The sequence below is a fragment of the Paenibacillus sp. LBL genome, from assembly GCF_029893715.1.
GTDB classification, from domain to species: domain Bacteria; phylum Bacillota; class Bacilli; order Paenibacillales; family Paenibacillaceae; genus Paenibacillus_AQ; species Paenibacillus_AQ glucanolyticus.
In genome coordinates, this window is record NZ_JARXYU010000010.1 from 70,639 (window position 1) to 90,022 (window position 19,384).

At 51.6% G+C, this 19,384-nt stretch carries 20 protein-coding genes and 1 riboswitch; of the genes, 14 read left to right on the forward strand and 6 right to left on the reverse strand.

The annotated features are described in order from the left end of the window. The first annotated feature begins 60 nt into the window (after positions 1-60). The 4 genes from M2277_RS20095 (at position 61) to M2277_RS20110 (ending at position 4,654) form a co-directional block, all read left to right on the forward strand. Positions 61-945, forward strand: a complete 885-nt coding sequence (locus tag M2277_RS20095) for a LysR family transcriptional regulator (protein ID WP_076151635.1) — start codon at positions 61-63, stop codon at positions 943-945. A gap of 260 nt (positions 946-1,205) precedes the next feature. Next, entirely contained in the window at positions 1,206-2,552 is a 1,347-nt protein-coding gene (locus M2277_RS20100) for a DEAD/DEAH box helicase (protein WP_280755426.1), read from the forward strand. Positions 2,553-2,684: 132 nt separating this feature from the next. Further along, positions 2,685-3,437: an ABC transporter ATP-binding protein gene (locus M2277_RS20105; RefSeq protein WP_036644665.1), complete on the forward strand. Its 753-nt coding sequence runs from the start codon at positions 2,685-2,687 to the stop codon at positions 3,435-3,437. Beyond that, positions 3,434-4,654: an ABC transporter permease gene (locus M2277_RS20110; protein WP_036644662.1), complete on the forward strand. Its 1,221-nt coding sequence runs from the start codon at positions 3,434-3,436 to the stop codon at positions 4,652-4,654. The genes M2277_RS20105 and M2277_RS20110 overlap by 4 nt, the downstream gene beginning before the upstream one ends. A 143-nt stretch (positions 4,655-4,797) precedes the next feature. On the opposite strand, the gene M2277_RS20115 is transcribed toward M2277_RS20110, so the two are convergent. The 3 genes from M2277_RS20115 to M2277_RS20125 all read right to left on the reverse strand — a co-directional run bounded on the left by M2277_RS20115 (position 4,798) and on the right by M2277_RS20125 (position 7,242). Next, a complete protein-coding gene (locus M2277_RS20115) occupies positions 4,798-4,914 on the reverse strand; it encodes a sporulation protein YjcZ (RefSeq protein WP_081742878.1) in 117 nt (38 codons plus the stop codon). Positions 4,915-5,203: 289 nt separating this feature from the next. After that, positions 5,204-6,502, reverse strand: coding sequence for an aminotransferase class I/II-fold pyridoxal phosphate-dependent enzyme (locus M2277_RS20120; RefSeq protein WP_036644661.1), 1,299 nt, complete (start codon positions 6,500-6,502; stop codon positions 5,204-5,206). 125 nt (positions 6,503-6,627) lie between these two features. After that, complete coding sequence (locus M2277_RS20125; protein WP_280755427.1) at positions 6,628-7,242, reverse strand: pyridoxamine 5'-phosphate oxidase family protein; 615 nt, start codon at positions 7,240-7,242, stop codon at positions 6,628-6,630. A 120-nt stretch (positions 7,243-7,362) separates the two neighbouring features. Between M2277_RS20125 and pdxR the strand changes: the two genes are divergently transcribed. The 3 genes from pdxR to M2277_RS20140 all read left to right on the forward strand — a co-directional run bounded on the left by pdxR (position 7,363) and on the right by M2277_RS20140 (position 11,076). Then, the gene (gene pdxR / locus M2277_RS20130; protein WP_006212563.1) at positions 7,363-8,826 is read left to right on the forward strand and encodes a MocR-like pyridoxine biosynthesis transcription factor PdxR; all 1,464 of its coding nucleotides are present in this window, start codon (positions 7,363-7,365) and stop codon (positions 8,824-8,826) included. 61 nt (positions 8,827-8,887) lie between these two features. Further along, positions 8,888-9,673: a helix-turn-helix domain-containing protein gene (locus M2277_RS20135; RefSeq protein ID WP_006212562.1), complete on the forward strand. Its 786-nt coding sequence runs from the start codon at positions 8,888-8,890 to the stop codon at positions 9,671-9,673. Between the two features lie 551 nt (positions 9,674-10,224). Beyond that, a complete protein-coding gene (locus M2277_RS20140; protein WP_280755428.1) occupies positions 10,225-11,076 on the forward strand; it encodes an SDR family oxidoreductase in 852 nt (283 codons plus the stop codon). 60 nt (positions 11,077-11,136) lie between these two features. Here the strand turns inward: M2277_RS20140 and asd are convergent, their stop codons facing one another. Continuing rightward, complete coding sequence (gene asd / locus M2277_RS20145; RefSeq protein WP_006212559.1) at positions 11,137-11,940, reverse strand: archaetidylserine decarboxylase; 804 nt, start codon at positions 11,938-11,940, stop codon at positions 11,137-11,139. 165 nt (positions 11,941-12,105) lie between these two features. Beyond that, positions 12,106-12,218: riboswitch (TPP riboswitch) on the forward strand. Between the two features lie 91 nt (positions 12,219-12,309). Here asd and M2277_RS20150 point away from each other — a divergent pair. From M2277_RS20150 to M2277_RS20180, 7 genes are all read left to right on the forward strand, one after another. Beyond that, positions 12,310-12,939, forward strand: a complete 630-nt coding sequence (locus M2277_RS20150) for an ECF transporter S component (RefSeq protein WP_036644649.1) — start codon at positions 12,310-12,312, stop codon at positions 12,937-12,939. After that, positions 12,932-14,608 carry an ABC transporter ATP-binding protein gene (locus tag M2277_RS20155; protein ID WP_280755429.1) on the forward strand — a complete coding sequence of 559 codons (1,677 nt, stop codon included), beginning with the start codon at positions 12,932-12,934 and terminating at the stop codon, positions 14,606-14,608. Before M2277_RS20150 ends, M2277_RS20155 begins: the two co-directional genes overlap by 8 nt. Then, positions 14,605-15,411, forward strand: a complete 807-nt coding sequence (locus tag M2277_RS20160) for an energy-coupling factor transporter transmembrane component T family protein (RefSeq protein WP_006212557.1) — start codon at positions 14,605-14,607, stop codon at positions 15,409-15,411. The genes M2277_RS20155 and M2277_RS20160 overlap by 4 nt, the downstream gene beginning before the upstream one ends. A 223-nt stretch (positions 15,412-15,634) precedes the next feature. After that, entirely contained in the window at positions 15,635-16,204 is a 570-nt protein-coding gene (locus tag M2277_RS20165; protein WP_036644645.1) for a TetR/AcrR family transcriptional regulator, read from the forward strand. A gap of 4 nt (positions 16,205-16,208) precedes the next feature. Then, on the forward strand, positions 16,209-16,568 hold the full coding sequence (locus M2277_RS20170; protein ID WP_006212555.1) for a DMT family transporter: 360 nt from the start codon (positions 16,209-16,211) through the stop codon (positions 16,566-16,568). Between the two features lie 144 nt (positions 16,569-16,712). Continuing rightward, the gene (locus M2277_RS20175) at positions 16,713-17,309 is read left to right on the forward strand and encodes a LysE family translocator (RefSeq protein WP_036644642.1); all 597 of its coding nucleotides are present in this window, start codon (positions 16,713-16,715) and stop codon (positions 17,307-17,309) included. 7 nt (positions 17,310-17,316) lie between these two features. Next, on the forward strand, positions 17,317-18,096 hold the full coding sequence (locus tag M2277_RS20180; protein WP_006212553.1) for an AraC family transcriptional regulator: 780 nt from the start codon (positions 17,317-17,319) through the stop codon (positions 18,094-18,096). A 318-nt stretch (positions 18,097-18,414) separates the two neighbouring features. On the opposite strand, the gene M2277_RS20185 is transcribed toward M2277_RS20180, so the two are convergent. Together M2277_RS20185 and M2277_RS20190 are read right to left on the reverse strand one after the other, a co-directional pair. Then, positions 18,415-18,840, reverse strand: a complete 426-nt coding sequence (locus M2277_RS20185; RefSeq protein WP_006212552.1) for an ImmA/IrrE family metallo-endopeptidase — start codon at positions 18,838-18,840, stop codon at positions 18,415-18,417. Positions 18,841-18,918: 78 nt separating this feature from the next. After that, positions 18,919-19,338 carry a helix-turn-helix domain-containing protein gene (locus tag M2277_RS20190; protein WP_006212551.1) on the reverse strand — a complete coding sequence of 140 codons (420 nt, stop codon included), beginning with the start codon at positions 19,336-19,338 and terminating at the stop codon, positions 18,919-18,921. Positions 19,339-19,384: the final 46 nt, after the last annotated feature.

Sequence of the window (19,384 nt, forward strand, 5' to 3'; positions counted from 1 at the left end):
CCGGTCCGGCTGTCATGGATCCGGTTCACGTTATCATTTGATAAAATCGAGGTTATCATTATGGAAATCAATATGGAGTGGTACCGCGTCTTTTACTGGACATCCCGGCTCGGCAGTTTATCCAAGGCAGCGGAGCATCTGCATATCACCCAGCCGGCTGTCAGCCATACGATTAAGCATTTGGAAGGAACGCTCGGAGGACCGTTATTCTTTCGAACGACCAAGGGAGTGAAGCTTACATCGGAGGGGGCTGTGTTATTCCGCTACATCGAGCAGGCATTCAGTTTCATTGAAATCGGCGAGAAGGCAATTGGGGACATGCATAATTTGCACAGCGGCGAAATCAATATCGGTGCCAGTGATACCTTGTGCAAGTATTACTTGCTGCCGCATTTGGAACATTTCCATGCTGCTTATCCGGATATCCGCATCCGCATTACCAATCGCACAACACCGGAAACCTTAGTCCTTCTAAAAGAAGGGAAGATTGATTTCGGCATCGTTCATTTACCGGCCTCCGACAAACAAATCGACTTTCGGGCCAGCTCACCGATTCAGGATTGTCTGGTTGCCGGCAAGCCGTTTGCGGAGCGGGCTAATATCCATAACCCTTTACCCCTTCCCGGTATTCAGGACTTCCCGCTGCTCATGCTGGAGGGAGGAGGGAGCACGAGAAGATATATCGACCAGTATGCGGCGCAGCAAGGTGTGACATTGAAGCCCGAGTTTGAGCTTGGCAGCATTGAGCTGCTTGTGCAGTTTGCACGGAGCGGCTTCGGACTTGCCTTTATTATTCGTGATTATGCTTCTGAAGAATTTCGAACGGGCCAGTTGGTAGAGGTTCCCCTTCATCCGCCGATTCCTCAGCGGAGCATCGGCATTGCGACGCTTCGTGGAATTCCGCTGTCCGCTGCAGCTAAATCATTTCTCTCCTTACTGCCTTAGCTGTCTATAAGAATAAGACAAATCTTGAGTTATCCATAAATAATGGGATATTCGCAGGTATTCCTCATGTTCTATTTGGTGAGGACTCCTGTTTTGGCATATAATGATAAAGAGCGAACAAGGCTTGTGAAGAAATACGCCTGCTGCACCACTTGTAAAGCAACAAAACGGAAATTAACGGAAGTTTTTCTAGCGATATCAGGCAGACGCGCTTTGGAATATATAGACTTCTGATATCTAAAAAAAGGATGGACTAACATATGACTTCGACTACATTTCATACATTAGGAATAACAGAGGATTTGTCCTCCAGACTTGCGGAGTTCGGCATCGTTACGCCTTCTCCCGTTCAGGCTGAAGCTATCCCGCCCATATTGGAAGGCAGGGATGTGCTTGCGACTTCCCAGACAGGCACAGGAAAGACACTGGCATATCTGCTGCCCGTGCTTCAGAGCATCGATCCGGAGATTAAGGGAGCACAGAAGCTAATCCTTGCTCCGACACAGGAACTTGCTGTTCAGATTGTCAGAGAGAGTGAGCGTTACGGGGAGACCCGTGGAATCGGTGTGCTCGGATTAATCGGCGGGGCCGCGGCCAAGCGCCAAATCGAGAAGTTGAAGTCGCATCCGCAGCTGATTGTCGGGACACCGGGGCGAGTACGAGAGCTGATCGAAATCCGGAAACTCAAGATGCACCAAGTGACCACTATTGTGGTTGACGAGGTGGATCAGGTGTTCAATCTCGGCGGTGCCGGCGATGTTGACCGCATTCTGCGCAGTGCGCTTCGAGACCGCCAATTGGTATTCTTATCCGCCACGGTGAGTCCGGAGACAGCGGAGCTTGTCAAGAAGGAGATGGACCAGCCGGTTGAGATCGGGATCGATCCGGAGCAGCGGACACCGTCTGCGCTGGAGCATTATTATTTTGTGACGGAAGAGCGTGACAAGTTGGACATGCTGCGCAGAGTGGTTCGGCATTACAACCCCGATCGGGCTATTGTTTTCGTGAATGCCACCGAGGATTTGGCAGAAGTCGAGGCGAAGCTGAACTATCTGGGATTAAATGCAGCTGCTATATACGGAGATGCGGACAAGATGACAAGAAGCCGCGTGCTGAATGCGTTTAGAGAAGGGCGAACCAAACTTCTTGTAGCTAGTGACGTTGCGGCCAGGGGGCTTGATATTGAAGGGCTCGGGATGGTGATCAACTACGATCCGCCCATCGATGCGGAGCATTATACCCACCGTGCCGGTCGTACAGGGCGTATGGGGCGAAGCGGCATGGCGATTACGCTTGTCACGGACCGTCAGACGTTCATTATGCGCAAGTTCAATCGTGAGCTTGGCATTTCGATTGAAGAGCGCGCACTCTATGGCGGCAAGGTAAGAACACCGCGTTCAGCGCCTCCGGACCGGAGAAGCGGCGCCCGTGGGCCAGCAGGGGGAACCGCCCGTAAAGATAAGCCAGCGGGCAAGCCGGCTTCCATAAGTGTGCAAGGAAAAGCGGGAAGCGGAAAGGCATCCGGTGAACGGCAAAGCGAGCGGGAGCGCGACCGCAAGAACAAGGGTGCTCCGAAATGGCTGAAGAATAAGCCTCCACGGGGCTAACGGTTCGCATTTTCCATCAGCTTAAAGTGTGTATCCTATTCGAATTTGTTGTTTACGGGGTCCGGACGGTTTTCAACCGAGGAAGAGTAAGCCAGTAGGGACCGGACTCTTTAGAATAAGAGGTGATTGATAATGAGTGAACAGCCGGTATTGTCTGTTCAAGGATTAAGTGGCGGGTATAGCATCAACCGCCCGGTTCTGCATGATGTAACCTTTCAGGTTGAACCAGGCGAGATGGTAGGGTTGATTGGTCTGAACGGTGCGGGCAAGAGTACCACGATGAAGCATATTCTGGGACTGATGAATCCCCAAAAGGGAAATATAGAGGTTCAGGGCAAACGCCGGGCGGAGCATTCAGAGGCCTATCACAGCGCATTGGCGTTTGTTCCCGAATCCCCGCTTCTGTATGAGGAAATGACCGTGCGCGAGCATTTGGAATTTACCGCGCGTTCTTACGGCGTATCCCGCGAAGATTATGAGGCGCGATCGGAGCAGCTGTCGAAGATGTTCCGCATGGAAGAGAAAATGGACAGCTTGTCCACCCATTTATCCAAAGGCATGCGTCAAAAAGTGATGATTATGTGCGCGTTCGTGGCCAGACCGTCCTTGTATATCATTGACGAGCCCTTTCTGGGTCTTGATCCGCTAGGGATACGATCCCTGCTTGATTTTATGCTGGAGTTGAAGGCATCCGGCGCTTCCGTATTGCTCAGCTCGCACATTCTCTCCACGATCGAGAATTATTGCGACCGGTTCATCGTGCTGCACCGCGGCAGCATTATTGCTCAGGGGACGCTGAAGGAAATCCAGGATCAAACCGGAAGACCGGGAATGTCCCTGGAAGAGCTGTTTAACGTGTTGATTCAGGATGGTAACAACGAATGAATCTGCGTGAGCTGTATGTCAAACGACGCGGACAGTTCTGGGGCGAGATTCTTCCCTATCTGGGTTATGTCATACAGAGCGGCGTGGCAGTGGTATTTCTCTTCCTGCTTATCGCATTCGCAGCCTGGTATACCGCCCTTCTGCAGCAAGTTCCGCCAGATCTTCCGATACGCTGGATCATGCTGGTCATACTTGTGCCCATCATGATAAACAGCAGCATCCGCACGTATCTTCGTACTGCGGATACGGTGTTCCTCATTCCACAGGAATCTCGGATGAAGGAATACTTCCGGAAGGGCTGGTTCAGCGGAGTCATTTATAAAATCATCGGCTTAGGCTTAGTCATGCTAATCCTGTGGCCATTGTACATACGCAGCGATATTTCGCCCAAACCGCTTTTGGTTACATTTGCGGTCCTGATTGCCTTTAAATTGCTGTCCAGTTATGGAAGCTGGAAAGAGCAGCTTATGGTTTCTAGGAATGCTGCAGCCGCCTATCGGGTGCTTCGCTGGATCGTTCCCGCGCTAGCCGCAGCTGCCTGGCTATGGCATCCAGCAGGCCGGGCGTTCATATTTATGGGGCTGCTCGCTCTAACCTATGCTGCCGCCTTGTCCGTACCTGCGAGGCATCTGGTAGCCTGGGAGCGATTAATTGCGGTGGAGCAGAGGCAGGCAAGCCGGGTGATGATGGTCCTGAGCTGGTTTGTGAATGTGCCTCAGCGTGGACAGCGCGTGCATGCGCGAAAATGGCTGTCCGGGTGGGGGAAGGGGCTTGCTTGGAAGAAGGAGAGCGCATATCGCTTTCTTCTTATCAAGAGCCTCTCACGCAGCGATATTCTGGGCATATTGATTCGGGTCGGATTGCTTGCGGCTTTTCTTGTATGGATAACCCGCGATAGTCTGTCATCTGTGCTGGTGTATCTGATTAGCCTTATGATTATCGGACTCCAGCTGTCCGCACTGCGAAAACTTCATCCTGAATCGTTCTGGCTGCATGTATACCCGCTTCCGGAGGGAACGCGCCGCGACAATGAAGGGAAGCTGATTTTCCAGGTGCAAATGTTCTGGGCTGTGCTCCTGTGGCTTCCGCTCATTCCGAGTATCTTCAGCGCTCCAGGCCGGATCCTCGGTACGGCAGCTGCAGGCATCGTGTTGGTATTCCTGTTCCGAAGCGCAGCTGCACGAAAAAATCGCCGCGAGGACGAAGATGACGAATAGAGACGAATAGACATAGAAGAGGCCGAGACGTTGACGTCTCGGCCTTCTATGGGTGAGGATATAGTATAAGTTATTGCTGCAGAAATCGCAGTGCTTTCTCGCGTGAAGACTTGCGATTTCTGTACGCTGTTATCTAGATGTCATTACACCCAGAAAGAGCGAGTGATGATAACGAGCAGGATAAAGAGAACCAGAATTGCTCCGACTCCGTATCCACCGCCGTATCCGCCACATCTTGCTTCTTCTACTACTCCACTCATGTTCATTCCCCTTTCGGTTCGTTGATTTGTAGTACACGGTATTGTATGTAGCAAAGGAGCTATGTGTATGGGCGAGCGCTTATTTACGAATATAGAAATTATAAGTTCTCTGCGAAGCTGAATAAATGCGATAATTCCATGAAAAACGTTTCCTTCAGCCGAGGGATGTCTTCTTGGTCATGGTATGTTGATGCATTCTTCTTATGGCTGAAGGACAAATAAAGACCGGGAGGAATCCCGGTCTTTATTAGGTATGATGGATTGGCCATGTGATCTCCAAACGTTTAATTTAAGCCTGCTGCAGGTCCTGAATCCCTCTGTAAACCAGATCAAACAGATCCTCCAAGTACTCTTCATCGATACAGGAGAACGCAATTCGGAGATCATGCTCTCCGAGGGCGATCGTTCCCACGCCGTACTCATGGATCAGATGGGAGCGCAGCGCTTCCGCGGATACCGTGTTCAGCTTGAGGCACATGAAATAGCCGGAATTGAATGGATAATACTCCCATACGTCACCATACTTACCGCTGTCGAGAATGGATTTCACTTTGTTGGCGCGGCCCTTCATAATGACAAATTTCTCTTCCTTCTGCTCGTGGAATTCAGGTGCCTTCAGCGCTTCCAGAACAAAGGTTTGCGAAGGATGCGAGGCGCTGGAAATCGTCGCGCGGATAATGCCGAGGGTCTTCTGTTCCAGTGCGTCCAGTACGTCTTTATCGTCAGCCGCGAACGTTATGAAGCCCACGCGGAATCCCCACACAAATTCTTCCTTGGTTGCACCGTCCACTTTAACGGGGAGCACCCGAGGATGAAGGCCAGCCAGACGGCCGAAGAGTGATTCCTTCAGCGAATCCTCAAAGAACAATCCGAAATACGCGTCATCCGTAACAACAACAACGTTAATGCCGGCTTCGGCAGCTTCCTGGATCGCGGAAACAATGGCAGCCCCTTCTTGGGCGCCAGGCGTATACCCTGTCGGGTTGTTCGGGAAGTTGAGCAGAACGACAGCTTTGCCTTTATCCTTCTGGCTCAGCAGAGCCTGCCGAAGTCCTTCGGCGTTGAATTTCATATCTTCAGTGAAGAGAGGATAGGTTACATGAACGCCATGGCGGCGAATGCCAAATGTGAGCTCGTAGTTCTCCCAATTCTTGTCCGGATAAATAACGGCATCCCCTTCATCCACAAACAGATCCGCTACAATGCTAAGTCCGTGCGTCAGGGCATTGGTCACAATCGGATTGCTGAAGTTCTTCCCTTCCAGGGAGGGATTCTCCTGAATCATTTTGCTTCGCCATACGGAGCGCAGCTCCGGCTTGCCTGCCGGCGGGGCATACGGGTACAGATCCTTCGGCTGGTAAGCCGAAAGTTTGTCTTGGATGACGCCAAGATGCATCGGGATTCCACCTTCGGTGGCAATACCGATCGTCGCGTTATATTTTTTCGCATGACTCGTTGCTTCCGCAGATTGGCTCAGGATGCCTTCCTTCGGGAAGTAAATTTCTTTGCCGAGTGTGGAGAGCATGTCGTATACATGCGGATTGCCAGCTTGCATTTTTTCATTCAATTGACCAACCAATGGGTTCATGAACTGATTCCTTCCTTCCGATTGCTTTTGGTTAACGTGAGAGCAGATGACGTGTTACCTTTACGTTTTCATTGCCTAACATTATACCACCTACCCCTGGAACCGTCACGGATAAATGTAATGCTTTAACGCGGTACAGGATGATACTTGCACATAAGTTCCGCGGTCTCCTCATCCCGGTGTTTTCCCCGGCACTCAAGCTCCTCTACGACCGAGTTCAGCCGTTCCGGCTTCAGGTTCTGACCGAACTTGAATTTGGCACTCATTCGCTGCGGAGCAAGTTTAATGACGGCTACCCCTTTTAGTCTGGGAATATAAGCCCGGTCGCTTGCATCGATGGTGCGGTACCCGCCCTCAGGCTGCAGCTTTTGCATTAAAGCCTCCATCGCAAGTGCTTTCTCCTCCAGATCATCGACGAGGATCACCTCTCCGACAGCCGTTACACTTTTGAAAAAAGCCGTGGCCGGGCATGCCATCTCCGGATCGGAGAAATAAGAAGGGATGAGGGCATATTCGTCGGCAACGGTAAAACAGACCGCTGGCGTTCGGCGCAGATGCTCCATTTTCTCACCCATTCGGCTGCCGTGGAAATAAAATGCACCGTTGACATAGGCGAAGTTCAAGGGGGTGACGCGAGGGATTCCCGCCTCATCCGTCGTTCCAAGGAAACCAAAACTCATGCCATTCAGGAAATCCTCGACCTCATGTGGGTCTTCCATCGCAAATTCGTCTCTTCTCATGATTAAACTCTCCCTCTATCATTTTGAATAACAGCATACGATGAACATTGACAAGGAAAAAGCGCCAATTTAGAGTAATTTATATAGTCCAATCTTACGAAGGTTAGAGGAGTAGGTAACATGGAGCTGGGATTGCCTTTCGAAACGTATGTGGAACAATATCGATATAAATATTTGGCTTTATATCACGCCATTCGTACTGCGATACACAGCGGCAAGCTGCCGGAAGGAACCCGTCTTCCTGCAACCCGGGAGCTGGCGAAGCTGTACGGGGTGTCCAGAGGATCAGCCGCACAAAGTTATGACATGCTCATGGCAGAAGGGTATGTTGTATCCAGACCGGGCAGTGGAACCTATGTGGCTAAGGGGATTGCTATGATAGACCAGCCGCCGGCGGCAGATCGCGCACCCGTTCTCTCGGCTTGGGGTCAGCGATTAATGGAGAAGAGCGGGGAATATGCCTCTGCTCTCATGTCGATTCAAGAGCCTCCCCTAGGTACGATCTCATTCGCGAATGCAAGGATGCCCATTCAAGATTTTCCGTATTCGGAATGGAGGAGTGCCCTGTCCTACGCGGGCGGAAGCGGAGGAACGCAGCTCCAGAGCGGAGCGCCGCCCGAGGGAGATACGGAATTGCGTCAGGCGATTGCCGGGCACTTGCGCTTTACAAGAGGGATCCAGGTCGATCCCGAGCATATTGTCATCTTCAGTGGATCGATGCAGGGGCTTGTTCTGTTATTTCAACTGCTTGTGGATCCTGGTGATCATGTGGTCATGGAAGATCCGGGATATCAGGGAATCCACCGGGGTGTAAGCCTTAGCGGCGGAATCCCGCTGCCCTCCCCGGTTGACGAGGCCGGACTGATTCCGCGTGATTGGGATGCCGGGCTGCTGGTCGTAAGCCCCAGCCGTCAGTACCCGACAGGTGCTGTGCTGCCGCTGGAGCGGAGAAGGGCTTTGCTCAATTGGGCGAGAAGCCGTCAAGCCTTTATCATTGAGGATGATTATGACAGTGAATTCCGCTGGGGCGGCAAGCCTATCGAGCCCTTGAAAATGCTGGATGACGAGGGACGTGTCATCTTTGTCGGTTCCTTCTCCAAAACGATGTTTACCGGGCTTCGCATCGGTTATGCTGTACTGCCCCCAAGCCTGGTAGAGGCGGTCGTGCAGGCCAAGGCTCTGTACGAGCCGATCTCGCCTGCCGTACTGGAGCAGCGTGCGCTTGCGCGTTTTATTGTAAGAGGTGGCTATGGACGGCATCTAAGAAGGATGACGAGGCTGTACGGTGCGCGGTACGAGGCGCTTCACCAAGCGATGGATGCTTATGCCTCCGATCTGTTCTGCCTGCACTCCGGTGATGCAGGTCTGCACGTGTACGCGAACTGGCTGCGATCGGGGGAAGAGTATGCGGCGCTGCGGGATGCAGCCCGTAATCGAGGGGTTATGTTTCGGGATGCTGCGGTCTATCACCTCACGCCTGGGCCGCCTGCCGCCTGCTTTGGCTTCTCGCATTTAGATGCTTCTATGATTGAGGAAGGGGTTAGACGAATAGCCTTGGCATGGCTGGACATGCAAAAAACTTAAAAACCGGGTATGATGGAAAAGAGATAATTTTCAAGAAATGAGATGAGGGGGTAATGACGTGATGCTGAATGCATCGCCGTCTTCTTTTATAATCATGCCTGCGCTTGCCAAAATCGTCTGTGAGCCGGGCTGGAAATGGCAGAAACGCGAAAGACCCATGCAGAACTATGATTTGTTCTATGTATGGAGCGGGGAAGGCACAGTCGAGGTGAATGACGAGCCTTTTACCGTGGGAAAAGGAAGCTGCTTCCTGTTCCGACCTGGAGATCATACGAGTGCAACGCATAATCCGCAGAAGCCGCTCGTATTGACATATATCCATTTTGACGTGACCGATCCGGTCCAAGACATCCCTGCGCCGTATCGCCAGCTGACGGAAACGATGGATTTTGAATACTTGCTGGCACGATACGTGCGATTGTATCTGGACAAGCCTTACGGGGCATTGGAGGAGGGTCAGCTGATTCTCAAGCAGCTGATGATTCATCTGCTGCGTGTGGACCTGGATGAGCCCGTTGTCAAAAAAGCGAGCAATCAGCTGTCAGAGGCGATCCATGAAATCGCGAATTACGTCCGTCAGCATCCGGGGGTTCCCCATCGGGTAGAGGATTTGGCGGCGAGAGCGGGTTTGTCCCCCCGCTACTTCTCGATCAAGTTCAAGGAACTGATCGGTACGCCGGTGCAATCCTACATCATTCAGATGCGGATCGAGCGGGCACAGCATCTGCTGCTGCATCAAGGGATGAATGTCACGGAAGTAGCCGACGCGCTGGGCTATCGGGACATTTTCTTCTTCAGCCGTCAATTTAAACAGTATACGGGCAAGAGCCCATCCGAAATTCGGTGATTCCCCCACCCTTCCATAACTTACCTGCTTGATGGAAGGGGCTTATGGGTTTCATAGTAAGCGCTTTAGGGTAAATGTGACGTACAGTTTAATTTTATGAAGGGGGGAGAGGGGAATGAGCCCAAGAAGACGGGTGCGCGGTCGTTTCTTCAGCCGCGGTGGCTGCGGTATATTCAGAAATCGCTTGCGCCGCATGAAGACAACGAATCAGGATCATCAGGATGTGTGGTTTTAATGAGCCTTGGCCTTCATACGGGTGATGTTGAATCCCGATTTCATATATGCTTTTCTCAGGATGAACCGCAAAGGGAGCTAACCGGCTCCCTTTTTCTCGTATATTTAGAGTACGCGATAGGTATTTTTTTCTTATGTGTACCTTCGGGTGCCAGACCTATTCATACAACGGAAATTTGGCATATTAAGCATATACATAAAGTTTGTTCGGCTGAGGCCAAAGGGAGTAAGTTTGTTGGTAAGGTATTCTGAAGGAATAGAAAGGTGATGGGAGTGACGTTGTTGGTGGCAAGTACGGAATATGTGGTGAACCGTTGGTGATTGCAGGGACAGGAAAAGTGGCATTGGTGACGGGGGCCTCCAGCGGCTTTGGGCTGCTTATCAGCCTGGAGCTGGCGCAAGCGGGATATGATGTGGTTGCAGGGCTTCGCAGACCGGAGGCGGCTCAAGAGCTGATGACCCGCGCGGAGCAGGCGGGTGTTGCAGAGCGAATTCATCGGGTTCGATTGGATATATGCGATGAAGAGCAGGTACGGGCGGTTGCCCTGCATTTGGAGCAGCGGTTTGGTCGATTGGATGTGCTGGTGAACAATGCTGGTGAAGCGGTAGGCGGAATGGTGGAGGAAGTGCCGCTGAGTGGGTGGAGAAGACAGATGGAGACGAATTTCTTCGGAACGGTATCTGTGACACAGCACATGCTGCCGCTGATGCGCCGGACCGAGAATTCCAAGATTATTCTCATGAGCAGCATCAGCGGCGTGGTCGGCTTCCCGGGTTATGGACCTTATGCTTCCTCCAAATTTGCGATTGAAGGATTCGGGGAGAGCCTGTCGCTGGAGCTTATGCCCTTCGGCATGCACGTTGTGCTGGTTCAGCCAGGTGCTTATGGCACACCGATCTGGAATAAGAGCTTTGGTGAGTTAGAGGTGAAGGAAGGGTCACCCTACAGCGACATGCTGAAGGGTGTGCTGGACTATTCCGAGCGGACAGCCAGGGGAAGCGGAAATCCGTTGGAGGTGGCGAAGCTCGTGGCAAGGATTGCCTCCATGTCCAAACCGAGATTCCGATATAAGCTGCCCCAAGGCACGCGTATAACCGCATGGATTAAGGGATTGCTGCCGGACCGGTGGTTTCAGCAGATGATTTATCGGATGCTGGGCAGACGTTAATCATTCATGCTGCTAATGATCGAATGCCTTAACTTGTCATGTGCGCTGGGGCGGCAGGAATTACCCTTTTTTGGCCGTGGAGGGGTGCAGCAAACCGAGTAATTCTCCCATTTTCACTTTGGAGCCGGGCTCCAGGTCGCCGCGAGGGCTAAACGTGCCGTTCTCCGTCAAAAGCACAACGGTAGAGCCGAATTCAAAATACGCGAGTTCATCGCCGATCTGCCATTTCTTAACGCTCTCATCGGCGTAACGGATGCTGCTCACGTTCATTGCGCCCACCTTCACGACGGCAACTTCTCCGAATTCATGGGCAATGTAGGTAATGAGACGCTCATTGCGGCTCAGCACAGTTCGGATATGGGTCATCGCAAAGTCATTCACGGGGTAAACCTTCCCCTTCAGATGCTCGCTTTCCGCCTGAACACCGGTTACGGGTGAATGGATGCGGTGATAATCTGTTGGGCTTAAATACAATACGAATGCATAACCGTTTATATAGTTTTCCATTCTCGGGGATTTCGCGAGCAGCTCGCTCAGGGTGTAATCCTGTCCCTTGACACTCAGAATGGTGCCGGCATGAATGGCGCACATTGCTGAAATAGTGGCATCGACAGGGCTTACCATGGCATCGACGGTGTCATCGATGGCACGCAGGCCTATTTTTAACCGGCGGGAAAAGAACTCGTTCAATGAGCGGTATTCGTGGATCTCTTTCTCCGCTTCATGAGCCGGAATTTGATAGATTCGTATAAATGCAGGTATTAGATGACGGCTCAGCCGGCTGTGGGAACAATGCCCCATCATTCGGGACAACCATTTTCGGGAGGAGAGCTCAGTCATCAGACGCAGCAATTGTTTAGCCATGTCATTCTCCTTTGTGCATAGGTGTAAGCAATATAGCGATGGTGGAAAAGCCAATCACTCTGATATTGACATAGAATGAGATGGAAATCAATAAATAGCCATATTTGAAAAAAGGTTCTTGCAAATTCTGGAGCGGACCTGTATTTTAAAATTAACATAAAACCGAATAGGGAATACGGGGGCTTGAGTGAATCAGGCTGAGATTGCAGCTATTATCCGCTGTTGACCGTTAATCTGAACTGGGTAATGCCAGCGTAGAGAATATCCGACCCTACCTACATAGGGCCTATTTTTCCGTCTGCGCGTTTTTCCAGACGGTTTTTTGTTGTGTTTACACAAAAATAGCGGTGGAGAGGGGTACAGGTTGTTATGGGAACATCAATGCAAGAGAAGTTGGGGGTTCAGCCCAGAAGAGGGCTGCGGTTAAGCGATATTTTGGTGACGGTGCTGGTATCGCTTGTGTTTGGCGTGATTTATCACTTCTGGGGGTCGGTCTATAATCTTTTTAAACCGTTGTTTTTTGAAGCGGATGAGCTGCTCTACGGCATGTGGTTTGCGGCAGCTACGCTGGCTTATTTGTTAATTCGCAAGCCGGGCGTGGCCATCATCGCGGAAGTGGCTGCTGCCCACGTGGAGGTGCTGTTTGGCAGCGGCTGGGGATTGACTCTATTGTTATATGGCTTGATTCAAGGACTGGGGGCAGAGTTGGTATTCGCGGCGTTCCGCTATCGGAGTACCTCAGCGTGGACCTTGGTGATTGCCGGGGCCGGAGCGGCCATCGGTTCGATGATGATGGACTTTTATTACAGCTATACGGATGATCTGCAGACATGGATGTTCCTTGCCAAATACGGTATGCGGGTAATCAGCGGTGCAGTTATTGCAGGTCTGTTAATGCTGCTCTTGGCCAAGGCGCTGGATCGCACAGGCGTAACGTCTCTGCTGCGTCCCGCGTCGAAGAAGGATTACGAAGCGCTGGATGATGCGCGCCATGTCTAATGCCACGGTAAGCCTATTTCCGGCTCAGTCCGCTGAGGTTCAACAGGAGCAGGCTGTGCAGGTGGAGGGACTGCGCTTGAAGTATCCCGGGGAAGAGAGGCTGATGTTCAAAGATCTCTCGTTCTCGGCAGCCCGTGGGGAAAAGGTGCTGCTGCTTGGTCCGAGCGGATGCGGCAAATCCACGCTGCTCCAGGTGCTTAGCGGAATGATTCCCCGCGCTACGGAAGTGCCAATGAAGTGTGAGGCACAGATTGTCCCGCGCTCCTGGGGATACGTATTTCAAGACCCGGATACGCAGTTTTGCATGCCGTATGTGGATGAGGAGCTGGCCTTTGTACTGGAGAATCTGAGTATTCCCCGAGACGAGATGAAGGAACGGATGCAAGCGGCGCTGCATGAGGTGGGGCTGAATTTGGAGGAGCTTCATCTGCCGATCGGCCATCTGTCGCAAGGGATGAAGCAGAGGCTGGCGCTGGCTTCCGCCCTGCTGCTGGAGCCGGAGGTGCTGTTCCTTGACGAGCCGTCCGCACTGCTTGACCCGGAAGGACGGGAGCAGATCTGGGATGCGGTGAAATCCGTATCGGAAGGACGTACACTGATCATCGTCGAGCACCGGATCGAAGAGATGGCGAAATACGTGGATCGTGTCGTTCTGTTCAGTCCGGATGGCGTTATTCTGGGCGATGGACCGCCGGCGGCAGTATTTGCTAAGTATGAGTGCGAGCTTAAATCCTATGGAATCTGGTATCCCGGCGTGTGGGAAGATTATGCTCAGACCCGGGCCGGCCGGGAATTGTTTGCTCCGGTTGATGCCTATGGCGAAGATCTGGGGAATCTCCTGCACGAGGCTGCCCTGCCTTACCCTTTAGATGGGGAGCCTGTGATCCGTTTAGAGGATTTCAAGGGACTGAGATGGGATAAACCTGTGATTTCTCTCCCTTCGGCAGAAGTTTATCGGGCAGAATTTATTGCGGTGGTAGGGCCGAACGGAGCGGGGAAAAGCTCGTTTCTTCTCAGTCTGATGGGACTGCTGCGCGCGCAAGGGACCTACGTGCTCTGCGGGGAAGAGGTTGTGCAAGGCAAGGCGAGAAAGGTGCGGAAGAAGAGAGAGCAGCAGCTCCGTCAAATCGGATTCGTGTTTCAGAATCCGGAGCTTCAGTTTCTGACGGAGCGTATTGGCGACGAGGTTGTTTACTCCTTGCTGGTGGATAACATGCCTGCGGAGGAAGCGAAGGCCCAAGCCGATCGCTGTCTCGAACGCTTCGGACTAAGCGGAATGGAGAACAGGCATCCCTATCAGCTGTCAACCGGTCAGAAGCGGCGTTTAAGCGTTGCCACTGCGATGGCCAGACAGCCGGAAGTTCTGCTCCTGGATGAGCCGACCTTCGGTCAGGACGCGCGGAATACGTTTGCGATTCTGGAGATGTGCGAGCGTCTGCGCCGTGCGGGAACCGCCATTCTCATGGTGACCCATGAGATGGAGATTGCGCAGCGGGTCGCCACGCATATATGGGAAATTCGGGAAGGTCAGCTGACCTCGAGCATGGCTTCACCCCGATTGTGTACCGGTGCGGAATCCCGGCAGGAGGATGATGGATTGAACCGGGCCGGAGAATCCTACGATCCCTCCTCCGCAAGTGCAGCTCACCTCACGGGGGTGAATTCATGAATATATGGAACCCTGTACGGATCACTTGGCTGCACCGGGCCAATCCGGTGGTGAAGCTCGGCCTTATTTTTGCCCTCTTTTTCATGACGGTGCTGACCCATGATCTTGATTTCATGATGTATCAGGCACTGGTATTTATGGTCTGTCTGGTGGTGCTGAGTGGGGTTAAACCGTGGAAGATGCTGCTCTTCTTCATTCCGTTTCTGCTTGCCTTTATATCTTCGTCCTCTTCCATGATGCTGTTCGGCAAAGGGGAGACTCTCTGGTGGGAGTGGGGGTTGTTCCGGGTATCGGAAGAAAGCTTCTACCGGGGACTGCATCTGGGGTTTAAGGGGATTGCTTTTGCCTCGGAGGGACTGCTCCTTGTAACGACAACGTCCTCCGTGGATTTATTCTACAGCCTGATGCAGAAGCTGCGGCTTGCGCCCAAGTATGCGTACAGCTTCATGGCTTCGATACGGCTTCTGCCCATGGTGTGGGAGGAGTTTGTGATTCGCCGTCAAGCCTTGAAAGTAAGGGGAGTTCGCCCGATTCGGGGCGTGCGTGACATGGTCAACCGTGCGGGGATGTACGTGGTGCCGCTGCTGGCGCAGAGCATCCGCCGGGCACACCGGGTGGCTGCGGCAATGGAGGCGAAGCAGTTTAACGGGGACCAGGTGAAGGCCCGGACGTATTATTATCCGTCACGTTATTCGCGGTATGATCTGCTGGTGATCGGCTTGCTGGCGGCCGCAGCCTGCTGCGCTTATGTGGCAGCCGGGTATTTTCCGTGGTTCGGGATTGGCGATGTGCGCTTTGATTAAGAAGAATTCATTTTGCAGCAACTAAGCCGGGGATATCCTGAAGGGTCTTTATGGACCTTTTGGGATATCTTTTTTTGGTGAGATTTCAAGGCTATACCTGAGTGTGGAACAGGCCATTCTTCATATTTTTGTAAGGATGTCTGGATTTAATGCCGAGTTTGGCGTTATAATACTGTTGGTACTGATATAGTATTTGAAGTACCAGAAGCGGGGGAGTATTCACTTGCGTGAGCGAATATTGAATGAAACGATGCGATTGATTCAGCGGCAGGGCTTCACCTTCACCGTTAGTGACCTGGCCCGAGAACTTGCCATCAGCAAACGGACGATTTATGAGCATTTCTCTTCCAAGGAAGAGATTGTTGAACATATCATTGATGGAATGATCCGGCATATCCAGGAACAGGAACGTGACATTGCAGCGGATGAGGAGCTTACCATTCCGGAGAAGCTTCGCCAAATTCTGATCTGTCTGCCTCAGGAGATGGAGAAGATGGATTTGGGGATGCTGCCGGATTTGAAACGGTCGCATTATCCGCAATGGGAGAAGCTGGACACCTTTTTCAGAGAAGAATGGGGTATTGTCAGCGAGCTGATGGAGCAGGGGATGGCGGAAGGAAGTCTAAAGAGAATCCATCTGCCGGTGTTCATTGATCTGTACCTCGGGTCGCTTCATCAGATTTATGACTCGAGAGCGACGGTTAAGCATCAATTGCCGCTGGGAGAACTGCTGGAGTCCATCATGGACATATTACTGTTTGGCATCGCCGCGGATAAACGGGAGGGGTCGTAAGATTATGCATTGGTTGTATTTAGGTTTGGCGATTGTGTTTGAGGTGGCGGGTACCCTGAATATGAAACTGTCGGAAGGGTTCAGCAAACCGCTGCCCAGCGTTCTGCTGGTTGTATTCTACATCTGCAGCCTGAGCTTTCTGACGCTGAGTCTGAAGCAGATTGAAATCTCGGTGGCATATGCGATTTGGTCAGGTCTTGGCATTCTTATTATTACGCTTATCGGATATATGTTTTTTGCGGAGCAGATCAATGGATTGAAGGTCTTCTCCATCCTGCTTATAATTGCGGGTGTAGTGCTGCTGAATTTGTCAGGCAGCGCGCATGCGCAGGAACAGCCAAGGATTCATCAGTCCGGCAACTAAGTGCGTCAACCATATAGGATTCTTAGAGAAGAGCTGTGCCAAGTGCTTGGTGCGGCTCTTGTTCTGCTGCAATAATGTACTATGCCCCGCAGCGCAACCGGCTCTATAATGGCAAAGGAAATTCCTTTGTAAGGAGCTATCATCATGAACCTTTCGTCGTTTTTTATTTACTGTGTCATTGTGGCGTTCTCGCCGGGGCCAGCGAATATCGTCATCTTGGCCTCTGTTCAAAATTCTGGCATGAAAAAGACGCTGCGCTACATTGCCGGAGCATCGATTGCCTTTTTCCTATTAATTGTCGCTTCGGTTGTGTTAGGTCAATTGCTGACGTCCAGCATGCCTTTCATTCTGCCGGTGCTGCGAATTGCGGGCTGCCTGTTTATGCTGTATCTTGCGTATCAAGTGTATACCATGGATGTATCCAAGTCGTCCGGTAACCAAACGACATCCTTCACATCCGGTTTTCTTATGCAGTTTCTCAATCCGAAGGTGGTGCTGTTCACCCTCACGGTTATTCCGAGTTATGTCATGCCATATTATACGGCAGGCCCTGTCATCTCTGCGTTTGTTGTTGCGGTATCACTAATCGGGCTGTCTGCGTACATGACCTGGGCGGTGTGCGGTAGCCTTTTTCAAGGAATTATGCAAAAATATCGGAGAACGACCAACACGATTCTGGCTTTGTTTCTGCTGTATTCGGCAATCGTCGTATCTGGCATACCGGAGCTCATAAAGGGGTGATGGAAAGATGGAGCAGTTTATCTATAAAAAAGCGGTAGGCATTACGGCGCTGTCCGCGAGCCTGACTGATTTTAAATACAAAAAACATTACCACGAGGAGTATGCCCTTGGCGTAACCCTGCGCGGCATTCAGAAATACTCGCTGGATGGCAGTCAGCAGGCTTCCTACCAAAGCGGGGTGATGCTGTTCCATCCGGAGCAGAATCATGATGGCTGGTCGCAGGAACGGACGGGTATCGACTATGTCATGATCTACATTCATCCTGAGCTGTTCCTGGAATTGATCGAGAAGAAGGATATTGTCCGTTTTCAGTCCCCGGTTGTGTATCATGCCGGACTTCGGCAAAGCATCCTGGACGTGACAAAGTCGATTTTCACCGGTCAACCGGAGGCAATGAGCAGCGAGCTGCTGCTGGGTTTGGCGGGACATTTTAACGAGCATATTCTGAACCCGGACGGCAGGAGGGACACCATCTTTACCCGGAAGGCAAAAGAATTGATGCAGGGTCACCTGGACCATGTTCTAAGGCTGGACGAATTAAGCGGGGAGTTCGGGATGTCGAAGTATCAGTTCATCCGTTCCTTTAAAGCGAATACGGGGCTCTCGCCTTATCAGTACTATCTGAACTGCAAAGTGGAGCGCGCCAAACATCTGATCGAGGACAGCAGGGATGTCTATCAGGCTGTTACCCAGTGTGGCTTCACAGACCTTGCCCATCTGAACCGGCATTTCAAGAATGTGTACGGCACAACGGCGTTTGACTATATGTCCCACCTGGATAAGTAAGGGACAGCCGCGTATTTCAGGCGATGCGTGGCATTCGTGCATCATCTCCGTTCTAATGTGTATAGAATGTAAGAGGGACCGTGCGCTAACACGATCCCGGGATACAAGGTACCGCTATAAGGGCGGCCTTGCTATGGGAAATCCGATCAGAAATAGACCGCTATCCTGACCAAAGGACGGTCTATTTCTTTTTATGTAAGGAAAGTATGAACACAACCAGCGGTGCAAATGAAATCATTCGCGTCACTTTTTAGGTCTGATTTCAAGTTTGTTTAGAGCTTTGGCATATGGATATACATATTCAGAACGTATGTTCGATTAAAGTCTAAAAAAATATAGCATTTCCTGTGGGATGCCAGCCCGTAGATAGAATTCGTGCAAGGATTCTCCCGGTCCCGGGGCCAGATTGGCCGTCAACAGGGCGATGGCAAAACGGTTGGCCTGCCGCTCCAGTTTGCCGGGGCTGAAATAGGAATGCTCCTCCAGAAAAAAACGGCTGATTCCCTTATGGAGACGATCATGTCCCAGCTCATGGGCGCACACAAAGCGCTGCCAAGGTGGTGGCAGCTGATTATGAATGACGATGAATCTCCGTCTTAATTTACGGAAATACAGCCCTTTGGTCGTCTGGCCTAAATCTGCAAATCGAATATGTATGCCCAGCGAAGCCGCAATTTCAAAAGGGCAGTTGGTATGATGTTTTTTGATCAGCTGGCGGATTACGGGTTGTAATTGATCATCCATGCCGGTTCACCTGCAATATTGGTATTGGTTGAATCGTAGTAATCGGTATATAGCTCCTTATTATGTAGATTTAGTAGATTATTTCTTGCGTTTGTTCATCTGTTTGGCTTCCCAGAACAGTCCGGTCAGCACGTCCTTGATGCGCTGCTTGTCCTCTTCATTCAGAGGGACGCCATCAAACATCAGCTCGCCGTCATCCTCAAGCATTTTCTTAAAATCCCGTTTGTCCCTGGAGGTTGCCCAAGCGGGAGCCGATATTTCATCTTGATGTGCGGCATCCGTCGGCAGATAGCCTGCTTTATTCATTAGCTCTTCGTAGGGGATTTCAAGCGCATCGGCAATCTTGCGCAAGGTTTGCGGCTTGGGTATGCCCCGCAGCCCGTTCTCGATACGGGAGATCTGTGATCCGCTGATGTCAGCGGCGTGTGCCAGCTGATTGATGCTCCAGCCTTTGTCCTCCCTGATCTCTTTCAAGTATGTTCCAAATATGTGATCCACGTTCCGGCCACTCCTCACCATAGTCCATCTGAGACATCTACCCCTA